19 protein-coding genes are annotated in these 21352 nt (G+C 54.7%); 9 read left to right on the forward strand and 10 right to left on the reverse strand.

Features of this window, described 5'->3' with window-relative positions; all coding sequences use genetic code 11:
• Positions 1-58 precede the first annotated feature (58 nt).
• From ACHZBS_RS24285 to ACHZBS_RS24295, 3 genes are read right to left on the reverse strand one after another with little or no spacing between them, the layout of a single operon-like run.
• The gene (locus ACHZBS_RS24285; protein ID WP_319409132.1) at positions 59-967 is read right to left on the reverse strand and encodes a 3-hydroxyacyl-CoA dehydrogenase; all 909 of its coding nucleotides are present in this window, start codon (positions 965-967) and stop codon (positions 59-61) included.
• Entirely contained in the window at positions 964-1983 is a 1020-nt protein-coding gene (locus tag ACHZBS_RS24290; protein ID WP_319409133.1) for an electron transfer flavoprotein subunit alpha/FixB family protein, read from the reverse strand. The genes ACHZBS_RS24285 and ACHZBS_RS24290 overlap by 4 nt, the downstream gene beginning before the upstream one ends.
• 11 nt (positions 1984-1994) lie before the next feature.
• Complete coding sequence (locus tag ACHZBS_RS24295; protein WP_319409134.1) at positions 1995-2777, reverse strand: hypothetical protein; 783 nt, start codon at positions 2775-2777, stop codon at positions 1995-1997.
• A gap of 185 nt (positions 2778-2962) precedes the next feature.
• Between ACHZBS_RS24295 and ACHZBS_RS24300 the strand changes: the two genes are divergently transcribed.
• The 6 genes from ACHZBS_RS24300 to ACHZBS_RS24325 all read left to right on the forward strand — a co-directional run bounded on the left by ACHZBS_RS24300 (position 2963) and on the right by ACHZBS_RS24325 (position 8495).
• Positions 2963-3673, forward strand: a complete 711-nt coding sequence (locus ACHZBS_RS24300; RefSeq protein ID WP_319409135.1) for a histidine phosphatase family protein — start codon at positions 2963-2965, stop codon at positions 3671-3673.
• A 79-nt stretch (positions 3674-3752) separates the two neighbouring features.
• On the forward strand, positions 3753-4982 hold the full coding sequence (locus ACHZBS_RS24305) for an acyl-CoA dehydrogenase family protein (protein WP_319409136.1): 1230 nt from the start codon (positions 3753-3755) through the stop codon (positions 4980-4982).
• Between the two features lie 125 nt (positions 4983-5107).
• Entirely contained in the window at positions 5108-5812 is a 705-nt protein-coding gene (locus ACHZBS_RS24310) for a TetR/AcrR family transcriptional regulator (RefSeq protein ID WP_319409137.1), read from the forward strand.
• Positions 5809-6876 carry a phosphotransferase family protein gene (locus tag ACHZBS_RS24315; protein WP_319409138.1) on the forward strand — a complete coding sequence of 356 codons (1068 nt, stop codon included), beginning with the start codon at positions 5809-5811 and terminating at the stop codon, positions 6874-6876. The genes ACHZBS_RS24310 and ACHZBS_RS24315 overlap by 4 nt, the downstream gene beginning before the upstream one ends.
• Positions 6877-6888: 12 nt before the next feature.
• Positions 6889-7647, forward strand: a complete 759-nt coding sequence (locus ACHZBS_RS24320; RefSeq protein WP_319409139.1) for an SDR family oxidoreductase — start codon at positions 6889-6891, stop codon at positions 7645-7647.
• A gap of 584 nt (positions 7648-8231) precedes the next feature.
• Positions 8232-8495, forward strand: coding sequence for a nickel-binding protein (locus ACHZBS_RS24325; RefSeq protein ID WP_319409140.1), 264 nt, complete (start codon positions 8232-8234; stop codon positions 8493-8495).
• 132 nt (positions 8496-8627) lie between these two features.
• On the opposite strand, the gene ACHZBS_RS24330 is transcribed toward ACHZBS_RS24325, so the two are convergent.
• The 6 genes from ACHZBS_RS24330 to rarD form a co-directional block, all read right to left on the reverse strand.
• On the reverse strand, positions 8628-9422 hold the full coding sequence (locus ACHZBS_RS24330; RefSeq protein WP_319409141.1) for a transporter substrate-binding domain-containing protein: 795 nt from the start codon (positions 9420-9422) through the stop codon (positions 8628-8630).
• A gap of 445 nt (positions 9423-9867) precedes the next feature.
• Positions 9868-10842, reverse strand: coding sequence for a rhomboid family intramembrane serine protease (locus tag ACHZBS_RS24335; RefSeq protein ID WP_319409142.1), 975 nt, complete (start codon positions 10840-10842; stop codon positions 9868-9870).
• A gap of 70 nt (positions 10843-10912) precedes the next feature.
• Positions 10913-11746: a carboxylating nicotinate-nucleotide diphosphorylase gene (gene nadC, locus ACHZBS_RS24340; RefSeq protein WP_319409143.1), complete on the reverse strand. Its 834-nt coding sequence runs from the start codon at positions 11744-11746 to the stop codon at positions 10913-10915.
• Between the two features lie 4 nt (positions 11747-11750).
• The gene (locus tag ACHZBS_RS24345; RefSeq protein ID WP_319409144.1) at positions 11751-14402 is read right to left on the reverse strand and encodes a valine--tRNA ligase; all 2652 of its coding nucleotides are present in this window, start codon (positions 14400-14402) and stop codon (positions 11751-11753) included.
• 123 nt (positions 14403-14525) lie between these two features.
• Positions 14526-15710, reverse strand: coding sequence for a hypothetical protein (locus ACHZBS_RS24350; protein ID WP_319409145.1), 1185 nt, complete (start codon positions 15708-15710; stop codon positions 14526-14528).
• A gap of 194 nt (positions 15711-15904) precedes the next feature.
• On the reverse strand, positions 15905-16867 hold the full coding sequence (gene rarD / locus ACHZBS_RS24355) for an EamA family transporter RarD (protein ID WP_319409146.1): 963 nt from the start codon (positions 16865-16867) through the stop codon (positions 15905-15907).
• 390 nt (positions 16868-17257) lie between these two features.
• On the opposite strand from rarD, the gene ACHZBS_RS24360 reads away from it, so the two are divergent.
• On the forward strand, positions 17258-17632 hold the full coding sequence (locus ACHZBS_RS24360; RefSeq protein WP_319409147.1) for a PaaI family thioesterase: 375 nt from the start codon (positions 17258-17260) through the stop codon (positions 17630-17632).
• Positions 17633-17722: 90 nt separating this feature from the next.
• Positions 17723-18010: a PBPRA1643 family SWIM/SEC-C metal-binding motif protein gene (locus ACHZBS_RS24365; RefSeq protein WP_319409148.1), complete on the forward strand. Its 288-nt coding sequence runs from the start codon at positions 17723-17725 to the stop codon at positions 18008-18010.
• Between the two features lie 20 nt (positions 18011-18030).
• Here ACHZBS_RS24365 and ACHZBS_RS24370 read toward each other — a convergent pair whose 3' ends face one another.
• Complete coding sequence (locus ACHZBS_RS24370) at positions 18031-20145, reverse strand: 6-phosphofructokinase (RefSeq protein ID WP_319409149.1); 2115 nt, start codon at positions 20143-20145, stop codon at positions 18031-18033.
• Between the two features lie 411 nt (positions 20146-20556).
• Here ACHZBS_RS24370 and ACHZBS_RS24375 point away from each other — a divergent pair, with 411 nt between their 5' ends.
• The gene (locus ACHZBS_RS24375; RefSeq protein ID WP_319409150.1) at positions 20557-21267 is read left to right on the forward strand and encodes a glutamine amidotransferase; all 711 of its coding nucleotides are present in this window, start codon (positions 20557-20559) and stop codon (positions 21265-21267) included.
• Positions 21268-21352 lie beyond the last annotated feature (85 nt).

The following is a 21352-nucleotide window of genomic DNA, read 5'->3' on the forward strand; positions in this document are numbered from 1 at the left end:
ACGACTCAGGTTTGATGCCTGAAAACAGATGTCGGAACCCCGCAGCTTGAACCAGAAACTATCCCCTCCCTTTGAGAAAATCGGGCTGATGAAAATGGGGCGACGGGTAGGTGTAAAACCCCGCCCCGCTTTTGATACCCAGCCGACCGCCATCGATACGTGTTTTTAAAAACGCCGCATTGGCCGCCAGTTGGGCATCGTTGGTCACCTTGGCCCAATAATCACTGATCTTCCACACGGTATCCAGGCCCACACTGTCCATCATGCCGAAGGGGCCCATGGGCGCCTGAAGCACCCCCATCCAGGCCCGATCGATGTCCTCGACGGCGGCCACCCCATTGGACGCCAAGGTCAGGGCCGATTTGAACAGGTCGCTGAGCATGGCGTTGAACACGTAGCCGAAACTCTCCCGTTCCAGAACGATGACCGTCTGGTTCAGCCGCTCAGCAAAAGCGCGGATCAAAGCCACCGATTCGATCGATGTGCCGGGATGAGGCATCACATCGACCACATCGGTGAGCAGAATGTCATGAAAATGAAAGGCCAGAAAACGATCGGGCCGGCCGGTCGCCTCGGCAAACATGGAAGGGACCAGCGTGGAGGTGTTGGTGGTGAATACCGTGCGCGACGGGCACAGACGGTTAAATTCCGCAAAAACCTTGCCTTTTAATTGGGGATCTTCCGGAACCGATTCGGTGACGATGTCGACACCGGCCGCCGCTGCTTCGGCATCGTTGGTGAAGGCGATCCGGCTCAGGACCGCGGCCTTTTCTTCGGCAGGCAGTCGTCCTTTTTTTACGAATCGGTCCGCGAGCTGCGCCAACCGCTTCCGGGTTGTTTCGAAAATGTCCGGAGACACATCGTACACGACGACATCATATCCATTCATGGCGCAGAGGAATCCGATCTGATGCCCCATGGTGCCGGCACCGAGGGTGAGAATACGCCTTACCTCGTCGATTTTCATATTGCATCTCCTTTATCTGTCATCTTGTCGTATCTTTTCCGCAGTGTCGGCAGGAAAACGGTTAAATCTTCGATTACCGCATAGTGGGCCGCGTTGCAGATGGCTGCCTTCGGATCCGTATTCACCGCTACGATGGTCCGGGATTCACGCATGCCGGCCAAATGCTGGGGGGCTCCGGAGATGCCGCAGGCCAGGTAAAGGGCCGGCGACACGGTGCGTCCCGTTTCACCGATCTGGCGGGTGTGAGGCAGCCAGCCCTGGTCACATGCACCGCGGGAACCGCCGACCGCCGCACTTTTGAACATGGCGGCAGCGGCATCGAGCAGGTCTTTATGTTCATGCCCCCCAAGGCCGCGTCCGGCCGCCACGATCACTTGAGCCCTTTCCAGTGATTGATCCGTGTGTGATTGGCTATTGACGGCCTGGGGGATGAACCGTTGATCCGCATCCCTCACAAGCCTGGTTTCCACCGATAAAGAACGGTCGGGCCCATCCGGGGAAGCCGAGCGGGAAAAGATGCCCGGCATGATCGTCAGGACCATCGGCGTATTGCCGGTAGACACGGTTTCGCACAGCTTGCCGCCAAGGATCGCCCGGTTGAGCGCAAACCGGCCGTTTTCTTTGAAAATGGCGTCGACGGCGGTGATGCAGGGGGCCTTGATGCGCCATGCCAGGGTAGCGGCGGCCTGGCAGGCGCGCATGGTGTGAGGAAAACAGACGGCCAGGGGTGAGCCTTCGTCAGCCAATACCTCAACCCCTGATGCGGTCATGGGCGGGTTGGGATAACGACTCTGCGCATGATCCAAAACGATGACGGATATGCCGGCTGCCTTTGACCAGCTTTGAGCCGCCTGCTCGATTTTATGACCGGTCAGAACGCCGACAGGCTCACCGCCGATCTGTTCGGCAATCGACCGGGCCTGTTTGGCCAAATCCCTGGAGCCGGCGGAAAGGCGGCCGTCAATGGTTTCACCCACGATCAGAACGGTGTCGGGGTTATTTGCTTTTTTAAACATTTGGAATCAGCCTATTTCAGCCATCCGTTGTCGTTAAACAGCCGCAACAGCGTGTCAGCCTTTTCAATCACGGTCCCCTCGATGATCCGGCAGGCGGATGCCCGTTGCGGAAACGCCACCCGGCGCGTCTCGGCCATTGGCATGGGGTCGGCAATCGGGGCCGGAACCACCTGCTCGATTATTTGCCTGCGCGACCTGAGAGTGTTGGACAGGGAAGGGTAGCGGGGGATCCGCCGACCGGTCTGCACCGTCACCAGGGCGGGGCAGGGGAGCCGAACGATTTCGGCCATCCCACCTTCCATCTCGCAGGTTGCGGCAAGCGATCGATCCGACAGGTCCGGGAGAATTTCTACCGCTGCCGCGGCACAGGGCCGGTCGAGCGCAGCAGCGATTAGGGGGCCGGTGACCCCGTGCATGTCGTCTTCGGACATGACGCCGGTCAGAATCAGATCGTAATTTCTTGTCCTGACATAGCGGGAAATGGCCATGGCAATGGTCGCCGGGCTCAGCCGCCCGACGGCGTTCATGGCCAGGTGGATCCCCGCATCGGCGCCCATGGCCACGGCCCGGCGAATCGTGTCCCGAACCCGGTCCGGCCCTGCCGATAGGGCATCGACCGTGACATTGGGAGTCCCCTCCTTGATGGATAGGGCCGCTTCCAGCGCGTGGGCATCGTAATGATTCATGCACCAACCGATGGCCGTTTCATCGATCCAGCGGCCCACAAGGGTCATTTCGCCGCCGGATGCCAGATCGGGTACCGCCTTGATGCAAACCAAAATCGAAAATGCCATGGATTCCTCATCATGTTTGACTGGGGAACCTATAATCATGAAACGCCTGCCAAGGCAATAAAAAAAACGAGCGTTCGCTATATTTTTATTGACACGGGATAGGGTCCACCCTATAGGAAGGGGAGACGGCATGAGATATTTCAGGCCTTTCAATAAAATCTTACGAAGTTGGGGACGCAGTTAGAATGAGCACCTTGTATCTGATTCGACACGGCCAGGCCTCATTCGGAACATCGGACTACGATGCGCTGTCGGACAGGGGGCGGCACCAGGCCCGTGTCCTGGGCGGTTTTTTTCTCAAGACCGGCATCCGCTTCGATGCATGCTGGTCCGGCACTCTAAACCGGCAGCAGCAGACCCTCGGCGAAGTCCGGGACACTTATCTGGACGCAGGGCTTGACCTGCCGCTTCCGGCCGAAACGGCCGCGCTCGATGAATACGATTACGAAGCGGTTCTCCGGGCGCTGATACCGGTTATCGAAAAAGAGGATCCGGCATTCATCTGCGATGTAAACGGTATGCTATCGGATCGGCAGGCTTTTCAAAAGGTATTCGGGCGGGTGATGACCCGCTGGGCCTCCGGCCGGGATTCCATGGATGATCTTCTCAGCTGGTCCTCATTTGCCGCAGGCGTGACCACCGGTATCCGGGACATCATCGAACGCAGCGCCCGCGGCAGCCAGATAGCCGTTTTTACTTCAGGGGGTCCCATCGCTGCATCCGTCGGCAGGGTTCTGGGCTTGGACGCGGAAAAAACCATCTCCCTTTCATGGCAGTTGGTAAACGCCTCCCTTACCCGATTCAAATTCAGCGACGGGCGAATCAGCCTGGCCACCTTCAATGAACAGGGTCACCTGGAGGGGCAGGGTGGAAACAGCCTGGTGACCTACCGATAAGCGCATTAATCATTTTGACGGAGCAGATTGGCTGCGTAAAAAATCAACGTCCGGACGGAAACGGAAAAGGATGGGAAAAATGGATTTTACGGTCTCGGAAAAAATGCAGGTAATCCTGGAGATGATGAATGAGTTTGTGAACAAAGAGCTCATTCCCCTGGAGCCGGAATTCCTGAATCACGAATTTGTGGAACTCCTTCCGGTGCTGGCGGAGAAACGCAAGATGGTCAGGCAGATGGAGTTGTGGGCGCCCAACCATCCCAGGGAACTGGGGGGCATGGGCCTGGACCTGGTCGAGCACGGCCTGGTGTCCGAAGTGCTGGGGCGAACGCCCATCGGCCACTATGTGTTCAACTGCCAGGCGCCCGATGCCGGCAATATCGAGATTCTGCATAAATACGGCAGCCAGGCCCAGCAGGAGCAGTATTTAAAGCCTCTGGTGGACGGGAAAATCCGCAGCTGCTTTTCCATGACCGAGGTGGATATGCCGGGCTCCAATCCGACCATGCTGGAAACCACGGGCGTCAAGGACGGCGGCGACTACGTGATCAACGGCCAGAAATGGTATACCACCTCGGCGGATGGCGCCGCCTTCGCGATTGTCATGGCCGTCACCAATCCCGAGGCCTCCCCTTACATGCAGGCCAGTATGATTATCGTGCCCACCGACAACCCGGGTTTCAACCTGGTGCGCAACATTCCAGTTATGGGCCACCGGGGAACCGATTACGCTTCACACGGGGAAATCCTCTACCAGAACTGCCGGGTTCCCCGGGAAAACCTGCTGGGGCCAGAAGGGCACGGCTTCGTGATCGCTCAGGAGCGGCTTGGACCCGGCCGCATCCACCACTGCATGCGCTGGATCGGCATCGCCCAGCGTGCCTTCGACCTCATGTGCCGGCGGGCCAATACCCGCAAAATCTCACCGGACGGCAGAACCCTGGGATCGAAGGAGATCATCAAGGCCTGGATTGCGGAAAGCGCCGCAGAGATACAGGCCGCGCGGCTCATGACCCTGCACGCCGCCTGGAAAATCGAAAAGGAGGGCGCCAAAGCCGCGCGGCATGAGATTTCATTCATCAAATTCGTGGTGGCCAACACCCTCCAGCGGGTCGTCGACCGGGCGCTCCAGGTGCACGGCGGCCTGGGGATGACCGACGACACGGTGCTGGCCTATTTCTTCCGTCACGAGCGGGCCGCCCGCATTTATGATGGGGCCGATGAGGTCCACAAGATGTCCGTGGCCCGGCATATCCTGCGTGCCCATGCCGGAGGCGGTTTACAAGCGGCCTTGAACCTGCCGGGATGAGGCGGAGTTCAGAGGACTGAGGACTGCGGGTGAATAGTGAAGGGTGAATAGTGAATAGTGAAGGGTGCGCAGCAGGTTGTTGCGATCCATATTGTCATCATAGCCCCCCTTATCGAGAAACGGTCATGGATCTGAAGTCCTTTGAAAAACAGGTCGCGGTCTCCACAACGGATATCTGCCGGGAAATTTTCGAGAGCCGGTCCCACTCCATTAAAATTAAAAAGGAACCGGTGGCGGTCAGGAACCTGGTGAGAATTTTCAAGGCGACGCTCAAGCTGGCCAATCAGAAGGGGTTTCACGCCATGAGCCTGCGGGACTTGTGTGCTGAAAGCGGCATGTCCATGGGCGGGCTGTACGCCTATTTTAAAAACAAGGAGGAACTGCTGACCCTGATTCAGGAGCAGGGCAGGGCTATTGTGGCCCGGGTGTTGGGGGATCAGCTTGCCGGCATCGACGATGCGGCCCAGGCCCTGGAAATGGCCATCCGCAGCCATCTCTATCTGTCCGAAGTGCTGCAGCCTTGGTTTTTTTTCTCGTATATGGAGACTCGCTTTTTCCACGCCGAGGAAGGCAAGCGGGCCATCGCGGGTGAACTGCAGACCGAAGCCATCTTCGCCGGCATTCTGGAGAAGGGGAATGCGGACGCGGGCTTTGCCATCACTGACCCGTTATTGGTTGCCGCCGCCATCAAGGCCCTGCTTCAGGATTGGTACCTGAAGCGCTGGAAATACCGGCGGCGCAACATTTCCGTCGAAGCCTATGGGGATTTTGTCATTTCCATGGTCCGCGCCTATGGTGCCGGCCAGACTGCGAAGGGAGAAAATAGATGAACGCTCATGATCCGGCCAGGGTGGTTCGTCCGGGAGAATCCCTGGAAACCGAGACGATCATCGCTTATTTGAAAGAGAAGCTGTCCGGCCTGGATGGCCCGGTGACCGTCCGCCAGTTTCACAGCGGTTTTTCAAACCTGACCTACCTGATCAGCGTGGGTGAAACCGAACTGGTGCTGCGCCGCCCGCCCTTTGGAAAGAAAGCCAAAACGGCTCATGACATGGGCCGGGAATACCGCATTCTCAGCGCCCTGAAGCCTGTATTCCCTTATGTCCCGGAACCATTGGCCTACTGCGACGACCCGGCGGTAATGGACGTGCCCTTTTATGTGATGGAACGCCTGCAAGGCGTCATCCTGCGAAAAGAGCTGCCCGAAGCGCTGGCCTTCGATGCAACGGTTGCCGGTCGACTTTGCCGGCGATGGGTGGATGTGCTGGGCGATCTTCACGGCCTGGACTACCGGGGATGCGGCCTGGCGGATTTGGGCAACCCGGAGGGCTATGTGGCCCGGCAGGTCCGCGGCTGGTCAAAGCGATACCGCGATGCCCGCACCGGCGACGTGCCGGACTTCGAACCGGTCATGGCCTGGCTGAGTGCCGGCATGCCGCCGGATTGCTCAAAACCCGCCCTGGTTCACAACGACTACAAGTTCGACAACGTGATCTTGGATCCCGCCGACCTCACCCGGATTATCGGTGTGCTGGACTGGGAGATGGCCACCATCGGCGATCCGCTCATGGACCTGGGCGCCTCCCTGGGGTACTGGGTGGAACCGGACGACAGCGACGAGCTGAAGCTGATCCGCACCCTGCCGACCCATGTCCAAGGCATGCTGACCCGGCGGCAGATCGTTGAGCTATATGAGAAGAAAACAGGAGCAACCATCAACAATTTCGCCTGGTATTACTGCTTCGGGCTGTTTCGCCTGGCGGTGATCGCCCAGCAGATTTACTACCGTTTTTTCCATGGCCAGACGACCGACCAGCGCTTCGGGATGCTGGGGGTTGCGGTGGGGATATTGGAGAAGGCAGCGGTAAAGGTCATGGAAACCGGCGAATATTGAGAGGAGACATCGATGGTGTCATTTGATTTGAAAGATCGTGTTGCGATGGTCACCGGCGCCAGTCGGGGCATCGGCCGGGCCATTGCCGAGACGCTGGCCGAGAAAGGCGCCGAGGTGATTGTGGTGAGCCGCAAGATGGAGAGCCTTGAACCGGTTGCCGCGGGAATATGCGAAAAAGGCGGTAAAGCCGCCGCTTTCGCCTGCAACATGGGCAGCCTGGCGGACATTGATTTGCTGTACGCAAAGATTGTCGAGGATATAGGCCGACTGGACATTCTGGTGAACAATGCCGCCACCAATCCCCACTTTGGAGAAATGGCCACCATTGATGAAAAGGCCTGGGAGAAAACCATGGACGTGAATTTGAAAGGTCCTTTTTTCATGATCCAGAAGGCTATTCCCCTTATGCGGGCGGCCGGCAAAGGCGCGGTGGTGAATGTCTCGTCGGTCAACGGCATCCGGCCGGCGGCGTTTCAAGGGGTCTATTCGATCACCAAAGGGGCGCTGATCACCATGACCCAGGCATTCGCCAAGGAACTTGCACCCCATCATATCCGCGTCAATGCCTTGCTGCCGGGATTCACGGATACCAAATTCTCCTCGGTCCTCATGCAGAACAAGGAGATCTGCGACATGGTGGTCTCCCAGATTCCGCTGAAACGCCATGCAGACCCGTCCGAAATGGTCGGCGCAGTGCTGTACCTGGTTTCAGATGCGGCATCCTACACTACCGGTGCCTGCATTACTTGTGACGGTGGGCTGCTGGCATAGCCAACGGCTTTCAGCCGGACTGAATGACAAATAGGAGGATCCAAATGTAGATTTTTGGATGCGCTTTGGTCAGATGCCTTGATCGATGCTTGAATCTACAAAGGCACTATCTGTTTCACTGAAAAACCAACTCCAACCCAACTTTGGGGATCATCTTCAATAGCAGATATCGGTAGTCTCGGTAGACTTTAAGATTTGTTGGAGATGTCATAAGACATAGGAATAACTATACATATGTGATAGAAAGTTGAAAAACAACATATTTTCGACAGTAATAAACTACCAGATGTCGTGGTCGGTTAGATTTTTAGCTGGATAGTTATAAGAATAGTTTTTATCTGTTAAGATTCATTACGTTGTCATAAGGTAATCACATGGTCAGGGGATTAAGATATTTTATGCATCCGTTTTATAACTTCAGCATCGACAAACTACCGGTAAGGTAAATCAAGGTTTTTAAAACAATGTTATTTGTGGTATATACTCAATTACAGGCAAGATCCAAGGTGCGGTCACAGGTTTTGGCAAACCCGGTTTTTTTGATTTAATTACCTGTTATTAAAGTAAAAAGGAGGGAATGGAAAATGGCAAAAGTATTGGTGATGAGATATAATAGAGGCAAAATTCCTCCATCTGCTTTGACAGACGAGTTCAAGCAACAACTTGGTGGAGCACTAGAGAAGTATTTAAAAAAAAATCCGCAGGTCAAGTTCAACGGACTCTGGGTGAATGAAAAGGGTACAGGAATCTGCGATTGGGAGGCACCTGACGCAGAGTCGGTTAAAAAGTTCATTGATAGTGCTGGTGGGTCTTACGACGAAATAGTAGCGGTAGAGAAATTGTTGTAATCCGCTGAAACAAGCAATAATTGTATAAATTAAAGGCGTCTTACTGATCAGGGCTTGTCAAAACCTGAGATCTTTAATCCGAATTTATCAATAATTCCATGTGGAGATATCACAAATCTTACAAGGCCTTCTTTATCTTATCCACCGACCTCTGATTTTCTCCAGTTCTCCATCTTTATGCATTGCCCTGATTGTTTCATCGAATTCTGACAGTAGTTTCAAAAATTTTGACTCTTTATGTATAAGCAAATGAAATCCAATCTGAGAAACAGGGGCATCAAATGAAATAACATTATCAAGGTGTAACTCTGGATACACCCCTTTTTTCTTGATATTTTTAATGGCGTGTAAAACCATTATTTCATCCTGTAAAAAGACATCACCCCTGTACGCAGCAATCTTTTTACAAGCAGAAGAAAGATTAGGTGACCAATCAACGCCAAATTGGCTCAGGTTCTTTTCTGCCCATCCGTCGCCAATGTAATCAATGATTATTAATCCTTTTAGGTCAGCCAAAGATTTAATAGATCTAATTTGAGCAATATTAGGGTTGTCACGTTGAGTGAATATTTTATATTTCATGATAAATACCGGTTCTTTGCTTGGTACTAAATATTCAAGCCTTGCAGGTGTGGGGATCGTTACCAGAGCATCAGCTTGCTTCTTTTTCACAAGTAATTGTGCGCGTCTCCAAGGAAAAACTTCGTATCTGAGCGGTACCCCCATACGCCTCAACGCACTACTAATTATATCATAAAAAAGGCCTACCGGTTTTTTATCTGTGTTTGCTGATATATACGGCGCAGCATCCATATCATCGGCAACAAAGAAGACCTTTTCTGATAATACAGGGCTAACAAAAGTGAAAAGCAAGATAATTGTATTTATTATGATTTTACATCGGTAAAATTTCAATTTTTTTGCCATCAGTACTAATGTTGAGATAATTGATTCAGTGGCAGGTAAGTGAACTTTATTAACGATACTTTAAGCGGTCTAAGTCTTTCTAATTTTAAGGTATATTGTCAACCCATTTTAATTGATACCATAAGATAAGAATCAAGATATAGGGGTCGGCCGAAAGAGATAAGCTCACGAATTCCACAACTGGCAAAACTTGCGATTTTCTGCCTAACCTGCACTGTCAAAAGTGTTGTAGGATCTACGGATATCTTTAATGGAGCCAATTTTTTAACTGGCTGCCTAAGTGCCCCTGTTCGAAAATACGGTGACACACCGAGATTGCCGAGGCGCCCGGATCGCAAGGCGGGAGAAGCGACAATAGCAGCGCTATTGGGACGCCGAGCAACGCGGCGAGTCGGCATGCATCGGCGATCGAATGCCATCGTATTTATGATTTGGGGCACTCAGTTTAGACGTGCTGAACCCGAACCCTGAGCATCATGTCGCCCCGGGTGCCGTCTGATTTAGTTTTGCCCACATTTTTTAACCGCAGCACCTGGCCGTCGGCAATGCCTTGGGGCACCACGACATTGTACAGGCGATTCTGCAATCCCAAGGGGACGGTGATCAGTTTGCGTGCGCCGACCATGGCTTCGTATTGGGTGATGGTGAGGGTGCCGTAAAGGTTGGCTTCCTCCTCGCCGTTGGCGGTTCTAACCACCTGGAAGCGGTGGGATCGCTTCTTTTCGGTGGCGTGGCGCAGCCGGTCGGTAACCCCTGTGGCCGGTATGCGATCGAACAGCTTGAGAAAGACAAGGCCGAAGACGAACCCGCCGATGTGGGCCCACCAGGCGATTCCGCCGGCTTGCCCGGAGCTTCCCGCTGCATTAAAAATTTGCAGGAGTAACCAGATCCCCAGAAAAAAGAAAGCCGGGATCTCCACGAACCAGGGGATGAAGATGATCGGGATCAGGGTGAGTATGCGTGAACGGGGATAGAGTATGAAATAGGCTCCCATGACGCCGGCGATGGCACCGCTGGCACCGATGGTGGGAATGTTCGAGTGGGCATTGAACAGCAGTTGAGCCATGCCCGATGCCAGGCCGCACAATAGGTAGAAGACCATGTATCGCGCCGGTCCCAGGCGATCTTCCACATTATCGCCGAAAATGTAAAGGGACCACATATTCCCGATCAAATGCAGGAATCCGCCGTGGAGGAACATGAAGGTGAACAGGGAGAGGATCCGCTGGCCGAGCGAGAAATATGCCGACACCTGGGGAACGGTGAATTTTGCCGGGACCAGCCCGTAAAGGTAGACGAAATGGTCCTGGGCCGGCCCCTGGGCCAATTGCACCAGGAAAAACACGATATTGATGCCGATAATGGTATTGTTGACCACCGGAACGGTTTTGGTCGGTGTGGTGTCGCGAATAGGGATCATGGCATAATCGATTGAGGGATTGGGGGATTAAGGGAATTGGGAATTGGGAACCAAACCATTCCTGAATCCCTCAATTCGGTTTGATACGCATGCTCAGGTCAACGGCCACGGCAGAGTGGGTCAGGGCGCCGATAGAAATAAGATCCACGCCGGTTTGGGCCAATTCCTTCAGCCTTTCCCGAGTGACGTTGCCGGAAACTTCGATCAGGGCCTTTTTGTCGATCATGCGGACGGCCTTGCGGATCTGATCCAGATCCATATTGTCGAGCATGATGACGTCGGCACCGGCGGCCAGGGCTTCTTTCACTTCTTCAAAGGTGGCGGCCTCCACCTCCACTTTTACCAGGTGGGAGATCTGCTGCCGTACTTTCTTTACCGCATTGGCGATGCCGCCGGATACGGCGATGTGATTGTCTTTGATCAGCACGCCGTCGTAAAGGCCCATGCGGTGGTTGTGGGCGCCACCCATGCGTACCGCGTATTTCTCCAGCACCCGCCAGCCCGGGGTGGTCTTACGGGTATCTACGAGTTTCACCGATGTCCCGGCAACCTCGCCGACAAAGGCATGCGCCTGGGTGGCAACGCCGGACAGCCGCTGAAGAAAATTCAAGGCGGTGCGTTCACCTCGTAACAAAGCGCCCAGCGTTCCGTCAATCCTGACCACGGTGCTGCCGGCAGGTATCCGGTCCCCATCTGCGTAAAGGGCTTCGAAATCAATTTGGGGTTCCAATGTTTTGAAGACCTTCCCGGCCACTTTGAGGCCGGCGATCACCAGATCCTGTTTGGCGATAATCGTGCCTTTTCCCCGGGTGCCGGGGGCCACCAGGTTATCCGTGGTAATGTCACCGGGGCCGATATCTTCTTTTAGGGCCAGTTGTATCAGATCTTCTATGGCATAATACATGATGTCAACCCATCATTGCCTTTATGCGCTCCATGGTCGCTTCCAGGGCATGTTGCTTTTCCAGCATGGCGGCATGCTTTTCACGGACACCCTCCACCACCTCGGCCGGTGCTTTTTTAAGAAAATCCTCGTTGCCCAGTTTTTTGTTCATCCCCGACAATTCCTTCGACAGTTTGCCGATTTCCTTTTCCAGACGCATCTGCTCCTGGTCAAAGTCGATGATGCCTTCCAGCATCACATATACCGTGGCCCCGTCTACCAGGACGGTGGCCGCCGCCTTGGGTCGTTTCATGGCAGCGTCTACGGTGATCCCGTTGAGGCGGGCCAGGTTTACGATCAGGTTGCGGTTATTCTCAACCACTGTAGCGGTTTCCGAATCCTCGGGATGGACTGCAGCAGATAGGGCGGTGGAGGGAGAGATATTCATCTCACCGCGCACGTTGCGGATACCGGTGATGACGGCCATCACGGTTTCCATCTGTGCCTCGGTCGCCGGGTCGTCACCGGGCTGGATGCGATCCGGCCAGGCTGCGCGCATGATCGAACCATCGGTGCCGGGCAGGGAGTGCCAGATCTCCTCGGTGACAAAGGGGGCAAAGGGGTGCAGCAGGATCAGGGCTTCCTTGAACACGTGCCACAGCACCGAGAGGGTGGCGGTCTTTTCCTCATCGCCGGTCTTATCGTACAGGGCGGGTTTGATGGCCTCCAGGTACCAGTCGCACAATTCATGCCAGACAAACTGGTAGACGGCGCCGGCAGCCTCGTTGAACTTGTAGGCATCCAGGGCTTCCTCGGTCTGCCGTGCCACCCGGTTCAGCCGAGAGAGGATCCAACGGTCCTGTAGGGAGATGTTTTTCTCATCGATGGCTTCAAAGCCCTTCTCCAGATGCATGAGTGAAAACCGGGCGGCGTTCCACAGTTTGTTGATGAAGTGGCGGTAGCCTTCCACCCGTTTTTCACTCATCTTCACATCCCGGCCCTGGGCGGCAAAGGCGGCCAGGGTGAAGCGGAAGGCGTCGGTGCCGTACTGGTCGATGACGTTGAGCGGGTCGATGACATTGCCCTTGGATTTGCTCATCTTCTTGCCTTCCTCGTCGCGCACCAGGGCATGTACGTAGACATCATGGAAGGGGATCTCTTCCATGAAGTGGATACCCATCATCATCATGCGGGCCACCCAGAAAAAGAGGATGTCGAACCCGGTGACCAGCACCGAGGTGGGGTAGTAGGTCTTGAGCAGTTGGGTCTGCTCCGGCCAGCCCATGGTGGAAAAGGGCCACAAGGCCGAGCTGAACCAGGTGTCCAGTACGTCGGTTTCCTGGACCAGATCGGTTGAACCGCAGTCCGGGCAGACATCGGGTGCGTCCATGGCCACAATCATCTTGCGGCAGGCCTGACAGGTCCAGGCCGGAATCTGGTGGCCCCACCAGATCTGGCGGGAAATGCACCAGTCGCGGATGTTATACATCCATTCGTAGTAAGTCTTGGTCCATGATTCAGGGATGATGCGAGTTTTTCCCGTCTCAACGGCTTCAATGGCTTTTTCGGCCAAGGGTTTGGTCTTGACGAACCACTGGCGCGAGAGATTGGGTTCCACCACGGTCTTGCAGCGATAGCAGTGGCCCACGCTGTGCCGGTGAGGTTCCACCCGTTCAAGAAGCCCTTCGGCCGTCAGCGCTTCCACCACGGCCTTGCGGCAGACGAAGCGGTCCATGCCTTTAAACCGGCCGGCCGCATCGGTCATGCTGCCGTCGTCGGCGATGACCTTGATGCTGGGCAGGTCGTGGCGGACGCCGATTTCAAAGTCATTGGGGTCGTGGGCCGGAGTCACCTTCAGGGCGCCCGTACCGGTGGACAGGTCCACATAGGCGTCACGGATAATGGGGATTTCCCGGTTCATCAGCGGCAGGATCACGGTGGTTGCCGACAGATCGGCATAGCGCTCGTCTTCCGGGTGAAGGGCCACGGCCGTGTCCCCCAGCATGGTCTCCGGGCGGGTGGTGGCCACGGTGAGGGACCCGGACCCGTCGGCATAGGGATAGCGAATGTGGTAGAAGTGTCCGTCCAGGTCTTCGTGCTCCACCTCCAGGTCGGACAGCGCCGTGTGGCAGCGGCAGCACCAGTTGATGATGTAATCCCCCTGGTAAATCAGGCCTTCATTGTAGAGCTGGACGAATACTTTTCGAACCGCCCGGGAAAGTCCTTCGTCCATGGTGAAGCGCTCCCGGTCCCAGTCGCAGGATGCACCCAGGCGCTTGAGCTGGTTAATGATGGCGTTGCCATATTCCTTGCGCCAGCCCCAGACCGCTTCGATAAAATTCTCTCTGCCCAGCTGGTGCCGGTCGGTGCCATCGACAGCCAGCTTCTTCTCCACCACGTTCTGGGTGGCAATGCCGGCATGGTCCGTTCCGGGCATCCACAAAACGCTGTCCCCTTTCAAGCGGCGATAGCGGCACATGATGTCCTGCATGGTGTTGTTCAGGGCGTGGCCCATGTGAAGCACGCCGGTGACATTGGGCGGCGGGATTACGATGGAATAGGGCTTTTTAGTCGTATTCTCATCCGCGGCGAACAGTTTTTCCTGCTCCCAGTAAGTGTACCAGCGTTTTTCGACTTCTTCGGGGGAATAATTTTTTTCCAGCAGATCGCGACTCATGGGCTAAACGCTCCTTGTGCAAAACGGCCTGGTCATATAACTTCGGCTCAAAAAAATGGAAAAGGGGATTAAGGATAATCCCCGTTTAAGGTTGTTGAATGCTGATAGAGGTTGGTTGCCTGGCTATCCGACCATATCGTCGTCATCCTCCAAGAGGGCATTTTTGATTCTCGCGATTTCACGCGTCACGGTCTTTTCGATGGCCCGGATCATCAACTGCTCAATCTTTTCGCCGTAAATCTTCTCGACGGTCCGCTCCAGGGCCGCTTCCAGCTGCGCTTCGGTCAGAGAGATCGGCTCGGACGGCGACACCGGGACAAACAACATGTCGTCAGTGACCGGTTCGGGTATTTTCGGTTCGTTATCAACGATTGCGGGCGTTTCACTCTCGTCCGTGATTGTCCCATCGTCTTCGAAAACCATGAAGTCGCTGTCCGGTCCGGCTGTTTCGGCCGCCTCCTCGGGCGTTTCATAATCAAAGGCATCCGTAGCGTCGGTCAATATGGCTTGCGCCCTGGTTTCCAGGTCGGTAAGTTCATCATCCGCATCAACAGCTGTTTCTGCTTCTTCCGGTGGTGGTTCCACGGCATCCAACAAGTCGATGATCGGCTCATCCGCTTCCGTGATTCCGGTCGTCTCTTCAGATATGGTGCCATGGCCCTGCCGCTCAGTATCGGCGGTATCGGTTTCCGGGGTATTTGCCACGTCCATCAGATCGATCACATCATCCTCATCTTCCGCTGTCGCGATCGATTCTTCTGATATTGTGGCAGAGACTTCCGGTTCCGTTTCGGTCAAATCGGTTTCGAGGGTGGTCGCCACGTCCATCAGGTCGATAACCTCATCGTCATCCTCCGTTTTTGAAACCGATTCTTCAGATATTGTGGCGGGGGCTTCCGGTTCCGCTTCGGTCAAATCGGTTTCGAGGGTGGTCGCCACATCCATGAGATCGATCACCTCTTCATCCCCGTCATCTTCATCGGGCATGGGGGCGGGTTCCGCTGCCGTTTTGACGGCAGGCGTTTCCGGGGCTGCGGCTACCGCCGTCAGGTCGATGATTTCATCATCCGTGTCTTCCGGCAATTCGGTCGAGGTGTTTGCGGGAATGGTATCCACCAGGGGGATAATCGCCTCTTCGGGTTCAACTCCATCGTCCAGTGCCTGCTCCGGTTCCTCCAGAATTTCGGTAAGATCGATGATGTCGCCGTTGTCTCCCCCTTCGACAATCTGCGTCAAATCAATGGCCTGCTCATCGTTCAGTTCATTCTCGTTTTCAGGTTGCGGATCGGGCTTCTGACGACCGTCCATAGTGTTCCCCCGTTAACCGTGTTAAATAAAAAAGCCTGCCTTTCGGCCATACCTCGTACCCGTTGGAATCTGCCTTGGATTCATCGCTCCTGATTACGCGCGATGCGGGATTGTCGATCCCGGGCAAAATATTATCGAAAAAAAACTACCATAAGGTGCCAACCCTGTCAAGTTATTTGGATTCTTGACAAAATCTACGATTTTCGGATCCCGGCACCCGGCAACAAACCATGGGTAACTTCTTCTCTTTTAGAGGCCTGTTTTCGATGGATCCGAACGGTGTCCCAGGAATAGATGGCCAGCGCCGTCCAGATGAGTCCGAAAGTCACTGCCTGAATTCCGGTAAACGGCTCTCCGAACAGGGTGATTCCCAGCAGAAGCATGCCGGTAGGGGCCGTGTATTGGATAAATCCCAAAGTGGCCAGGGTGATGCGTCTGGCCCCGAGGTTGAAAAGCAGCAAGGGGGTGGCCGTGAGGACCCCCGTGCCCAATAGCAGGAGATCGGTTTTAATTCCGGTATACAAAAATGCTCCGGACTGGATGTGATGCAGGTGAAACACCCATATGCCGGCGGGAACGGTCAGCAGCAACGTTTCCACGGTCAGGCCCACCAGTGCCCCCACCGCCGCGACTTTGCGGACCAGTCCGTAAATGCCGAAACTGAATGCCAGCGCAAGGGAAACCCAAGGGAACACACCATAGCGAAAGGTTAGGTTGATTACCCCCAGTGTTGCCAGCACCACTGCCACGGCCTGGGCCCGACGCAGCCGCTCACGCAGGAAAACCATGCCCAGGACGATGTTGACCAACGGGTTGATGTAATAGCCCAGGCTGGCCTGGAGCACCCGACCGTTGTTGACCGCCCAGATGTAGATGAGCCAGTTGGCGCCTACCAGAATGGCGGTGACCAGGAGAATAGACAGCATTTTAGGGCTTTTAATCGTTTTTTTGAATTCGGCCCAGTGGCGACCAATACATACCAAGGGCATGAGAAACGCAAATGACCAGAGGATGCGATGCAGAATGATCTCGAAGGCCCCCACTCCGTGAAGGGCTTTCCAGTAGATCGGGCTCAACCCCCAGATGAGAAAGGCCAAAAAGGCGAAAAGGGCACCGGCACCAGCCTGCCGGTCCGCCACCGGTTGGATAGGGTTCATCAGCGGAAAATCGGCTCATAGTTAAATTGGCAGAAAAGCTCTTTTACCAGAAACAGGGGGAGGGTCAATAGGGAATTACACATTTGTTGGATAATGGAGCGTGAACCGATGGCAATAGTCTCGAATTTTTTTCCTCCCTTAGAATTAATCCCAAGGAGTTGCCTACCATCCGAATTCAGTTCGGGGGTGCGCACGATTTCATCAAAATTAGACTCAATTTTTGCCCGATGGTAAAGGGCAGACGACAGAAAATCTGGATTGGTTGACACCCCAGCAGTTTATAGTAGTATGGAAAAATCGCAAAACGTTGTTTCGAGGTGACTTGAACCAGTTTTTTATGCGTTCATCGATGGTATTCGCATGTATTCGCACTTAAAAAATGGAGAGAATGTGAAAATTAACGGTCAGATTGAATTTACTATTACAGGAAAAACGCCCGACCACGTTACCGCTGAGATGCCGATACAAGCTGGAATATTAAATCCATTCGGCACCGTTCATGCCGGCGCTACCCTTTGGTTTGCCGATGTAACGGCAACGGTTCTTGTGCTTGAAAGCTTTGATGCCACCGAGGGAATGAAAGGATTTCCGCTGGCAATCAACCTGAATGCCCATTTGACAGGCAATAGTAAAAAAGGCATTTTTCATGCTCAAGCAAAATATGTAAAGCGGGGGAAGTCGGTAAGCATTGTCAGAACAACGGTTACCGATAATAATGGCCGCCTTGTTGCTGAAGTCACGACCAGTCATGTGCCATCCGCATAATCGGGAGCTAAGGGATTGTGGGGAGGCGGGTGACCGCTATTTCTACCACGACTGCGGTAAATGAATCTTATAAACGTTTATGGTGAAAAGATGGAAAAAATATTTGATGGTAAAAAAACAGCTAAATTGGGTACTCGGACGAATCCTGCCATTGTCAATGTTCAAACAGCAGAAAGAGTGAAAGAATTAGAATCCGTGTTTGAAGAAAACGGGTGGAAGCATACCATTGCGTTGGAACCCGATAAACCTGAGAATATTAAAGACCTGGAGATATTGTTGCATCCCCTGAAAACAAGGATTGCCGAGAAAAGTGTGGGACGCAATGAATCCTGCCCATGTGGAAGCGGTAAAAAATATAAAAAATGCTGTGGTAAGTAAGTCTTTTTTTATTCGGCAGCCTACTGATCCGGCGTGGAAAGATGCCCGCCCATGGCGTTGAGCAGCAGGGTGATGGGTCGGTTTTCCTCGCTGTTGCCGGCAAAGCGGATGGGACCCGGGTGACGGTAATGGTCTTCTCCCGGCGTGGCGGCCAGCCATTTGTCGCGGAAGGTTTTCACGACTCTGTATGCCGGTGAGTTGACGTCTACGATGCTCTTTTCCAGCACCAGCTCCAGCTTGCCTTTGCGCTCTTCTAAATGCATGAGCGGGGCGATGGGAATACCGATGGGGCGCCAGCTGTGAAAATCCTGCTCCAGGTTCAAGATGGCGGCCATCTGGCCGGTAGCACCGTTGGCGATCAGGCTGAATACGGTCTGGCCCAGGTTGTAGGTGTAAATGCAGTCGAACCGGGTAGGGTCGCTACCCCTTCCGTCGTACCCGTAGAAGTGGGTCTGGGTTTTGAATTTGGGGACGGATTGGTTGTAGATTTTTTCGATGGGCGCCGGAATGGTTTCGTCGTCTCCTAAAAAACCGGCTTTGACCAGAGCCGTCTTAAGGGTTTTTCTGGAGATGATGGTTTTTTTGATCATCAGGTATTGGGCCTGCTTCCAGTTTTCGAAGAGAATGGGTCCGTAACGCTCCGGATCCAACCCCCCTTTTTGCATTGTCTTGACGAACTGCGCATCCTGGATGCCGATTTTGTATTGGCCTTTCTCCTTTAAAATGCCCAGGTAGTCTTTCACCAGGTCAAGGAGGACTTTTTCCGTCTTGACCTGGGAGAACTGGAAATTGCCGTGGCTGTCCCGCTCGGTGAGCAACCCTTCCTGGAAGAACTCTGGGATGTCGTTGAACAACTCGTCGTCCCTGGCATTCCACACATTGTAGGAAACATCCTTGCGGATTCCCCGCACCAGCCGACGCAGGTATTCCAGCTTTTCGTTCAGCGTGGGAAAGGCGGAATGAAAATCCCGATCATGCATTTTGTTGTAGTTGCCGATGATCGTGTTGAGTTTGATGATGAATACCTGGATTTCGTTGATGAACTCCAGCACACCTTCGGGGACCACCAGGACGCCGTAGTTCTTTCCCACGGCGGCCCTTTGCATGATGGCGTCGCAGGTCACCCGGGAGAGGTGCCGCAGGGTCATGCCGTAGGCCGTGTAGTCCACCACCCGCTCTTTTTCGGCTTTCTCGAGCCTGGCGTAGTCCACGTAGTCCGCCAGATCTTCACCGATCAGGGTCATGTTGGCGTGGGTCTGCAGGGCCACCTCCAGAGCAAGGTGGCTGGCCACGCGGCCCATGACCTTGCACACATGCCAGTATTTCACGTCGGAACTGGCGTCGGTGCACAGGTTGGCGATGGCCTGGGAGAAGGCGCGGGCGGCGGTGTGAAAGCCGAATGACATTGCGCACAGCACCTGGCCCCGGGCGTCGCGGACCTGGATGTCGCCGTCGATGGTCTTGGGAACGCCGATGACCTGAACACCATCCTCGAACATTTCCTGGGCGAGAAAGGCGGCGTTGGTGTTGGAGTCGTCACCTCCCACCACCACCAGGGCGTCCAGTTCAAGCTGTTTGCAGGTTTCCCGGGACAGGTCCATTTTCTTGCGGTTGTCGATCTTGGTGCGTCCGGTCTTGATCATGGTGAACCCGCCTACATTTCTGTACTGATCCACCCGCTCGCGGGTCAGTTCCATGTAGTCGCCGTCGATGATGCCGTCCGGGCCCATGAGGAATCCAAAGATCCGCGTCCGGGGGTTGACCTTCTTGGCGGCGTCGAACAGACCGGCGATAACATTGTGGCCGCCGGGTGAAGGTCCGCCGGAGAAGACGATGCCGATGTTGCGCGCCTTTCTATAATTCTCTTTGACTTCATCGGCGGCGTCATCGCAGCCTTCGACCCGCTGGACCGTGTTGGCGATGATGTGCGACAGCTGCCGGTGAGCTTCCTTGTCAATCTCGAACTGGTACTGCGTATCGGTCGCCAGCGTGGTGAAAGGGCTTTTGAATACAGTGCACACGGGAGGCTGGTAGGCCACTCTTTCCTTCAGCTCCAGATTAACATCGGCAACGGCGTCCATAACCGCGGGATGATCGAGCAGCTTGTCGAGTCGGATGGTGGATGGTTCCGGCATTCAGCCCTCCTGATAAGGTGGTTGATCGTGTTGGTGAAATTCGTCTCCCGTGGTGCGAAGCGATTCGTCTGCTGGGTCCATTCTATTATCCCCGGGCCGCGGTTCAAGTCAAGGTAATTGTATATCCATACAGGGCGTTCCATCCGCCATAACCCATTGAGAGCAAAGCACAAGTGCGCATTGTGGCCCTATGCGGGCAGAGCCTTGGCGGGCAATGCCGGAAGGAGAATCTTGACAACGCCGATGCGAGCCGCTATTGAAAATGGCTCCGTTTTCCATGAGGAATTCGTAAAACGTCCACCATCTGCGTTGAACGGTATTTTCAGGACCAGCGGCGGTCAATCGGTTTGCCTTGTTCATGGACGGATAAAGCGTTCCTCAACCCTAAATTTAAAAGGATCGGCATCCGCTATGAAGCCCATCATCATCGTCAAGACAGGGGGAACCTACCCGGATATGGCGGCCCGGTACGGTGACTTCGAAGACTGGTTTGTCGCGCGAATGGACCGGTCGGCGGGAACCCTTGAAACCGTCAGCCCGTTTTCAGGGGAACCTCTGCCGCCGGCGGCATTGTTCGGCGGCATCATCATCACCGGGTCCCACGACATGGTGACCGAAAAACATCCCTGGAGCGAGAAGACCGCCGACTGGATCAAACAGGCCGTTGAAGCCGATATTCCGCTGTTGGGGGTCTGTTACGGTCATCAACTGCTGGCGCATGCGATGGGCGGTGTGGTCGGCGACAACCCCAAGGGGAAAGAGATGGGTACGGTATCGATCCGGCTCAACCCGGATGGGCGGCAGGACCGGCTGTTTGAGGGGACCCCGGAGACGTTTGCTGCCCAGGCCTGCCATAGCCAGAGCGTGATGCAGCTGCCGGCCGGTGCAACGCTGCTGGCGTCATCCGACATGGACCCCCATCACGCGTTTGTCATCGGAAAGCGGGCCTGGGGCGTTCAGTTTCATCCCGAATTCGACGGGAAGATCCTCCGGCTCTACGTCCACCGGTTCGCCGATGATCTCAAGACTCAGGGCTGTGATGTGGAACGACTGCTGGCCGAAATAAGGGAAACACCGGAAAGCGAAGCATTGCTGCGCCGGTTTCAGCGGGTATGCAACTGAACCGGGCGGCGAATGCTTCCGGGCTGCCAATCAGGGCTTTACTTTACTTGTATCTTATTATAAAAGCTAATTGTATTTTTGGTTC

The sequence above is a fragment of the uncultured Desulfosarcina sp. genome (genome assembly GCF_963664155.2).
GTDB lineage: Bacteria > Desulfobacterota > Desulfobacteria > Desulfobacterales > Desulfosarcinaceae > Desulfosarcina.

Excerpts from the sequence above, each read along its gene's own strand:
- ACHZBS_RS24285 (WP_319409132.1), bottom strand. The coding sequence starts at position 967 with ATGAAAATCGACGAGGTAAGGCGTATTCTCACCCTCGGTGCCGGCACC.
- ACHZBS_RS24290 (WP_319409133.1), bottom strand. The coding sequence starts at position 1,983 with ATGTTTAAAAAAGCAAATAACCCCGACACCGTTCTGATCGTGGGTGAA.
- ACHZBS_RS24295 (WP_319409134.1), bottom strand. The coding sequence starts at position 2,777 with ATGGCATTTTCGATTTTGGTTTGCATCAAGGCGGTACCCGATCTGGCA.
- ACHZBS_RS24300 (WP_319409135.1), top strand. The coding sequence starts at position 2,963 with ATGAGCACCTTGTATCTGATTCGACACGGCCAGGCCTCATTCGGAACA.
- ACHZBS_RS24305 (WP_319409136.1), top strand. The coding sequence starts at position 3,753 with ATGGATTTTACGGTCTCGGAAAAAATGCAGGTAATCCTGGAGATGATG.
- ACHZBS_RS24310 (WP_319409137.1), top strand. The coding sequence starts at position 5,108 with ATGGATCTGAAGTCCTTTGAAAAACAGGTCGCGGTCTCCACAACGGAT.
- ACHZBS_RS24315 (WP_319409138.1), top strand. The coding sequence starts at position 5,809 with ATGAACGCTCATGATCCGGCCAGGGTGGTTCGTCCGGGAGAATCCCTG.
- ACHZBS_RS24320 (WP_319409139.1), top strand. The coding sequence starts at position 6,889 with ATGGTGTCATTTGATTTGAAAGATCGTGTTGCGATGGTCACCGGCGCC.
- ACHZBS_RS24325 (WP_319409140.1), top strand. The coding sequence starts at position 8,232 with ATGGCAAAAGTATTGGTGATGAGATATAATAGAGGCAAAATTCCTCCA.
- ACHZBS_RS24330 (WP_319409141.1), bottom strand. The coding sequence starts at position 9,422 with ATGGCAAAAAAATTGAAATTTTACCGATGTAAAATCATAATAAATACA.
- ACHZBS_RS24335 (WP_319409142.1), bottom strand. The coding sequence starts at position 10,842 with ATGATCCCTATTCGCGACACCACACCGACCAAAACCGTTCCGGTGGTC.
- nadC (WP_319409143.1), bottom strand. The coding sequence starts at position 11,746 with ATGTATTATGCCATAGAAGATCTGATACAACTGGCCCTAAAAGAAGAT.
- ACHZBS_RS24345 (WP_319409144.1), bottom strand. The coding sequence starts at position 14,402 with ATGAGTCGCGATCTGCTGGAAAAAAATTATTCCCCCGAAGAAGTCGAA.
- ACHZBS_RS24350 (WP_319409145.1), bottom strand. The coding sequence starts at position 15,710 with ATGGACGGTCGTCAGAAGCCCGATCCGCAACCTGAAAACGAGAATGAA.
- rarD (WP_319409146.1), bottom strand. The coding sequence starts at position 16,867 with ATGAACCCTATCCAACCGGTGGCGGACCGGCAGGCTGGTGCCGGTGCC.
- ACHZBS_RS24365 (WP_319409148.1), top strand. The coding sequence starts at position 17,723 with ATGGAAAAAATATTTGATGGTAAAAAAACAGCTAAATTGGGTACTCGG.
- ACHZBS_RS24370 (WP_319409149.1), bottom strand. The coding sequence starts at position 20,145 with ATGCCGGAACCATCCACCATCCGACTCGACAAGCTGCTCGATCATCCC.
- ACHZBS_RS24375 (WP_319409150.1), top strand. The coding sequence starts at position 20,557 with ATGAAGCCCATCATCATCGTCAAGACAGGGGGAACCTACCCGGATATG.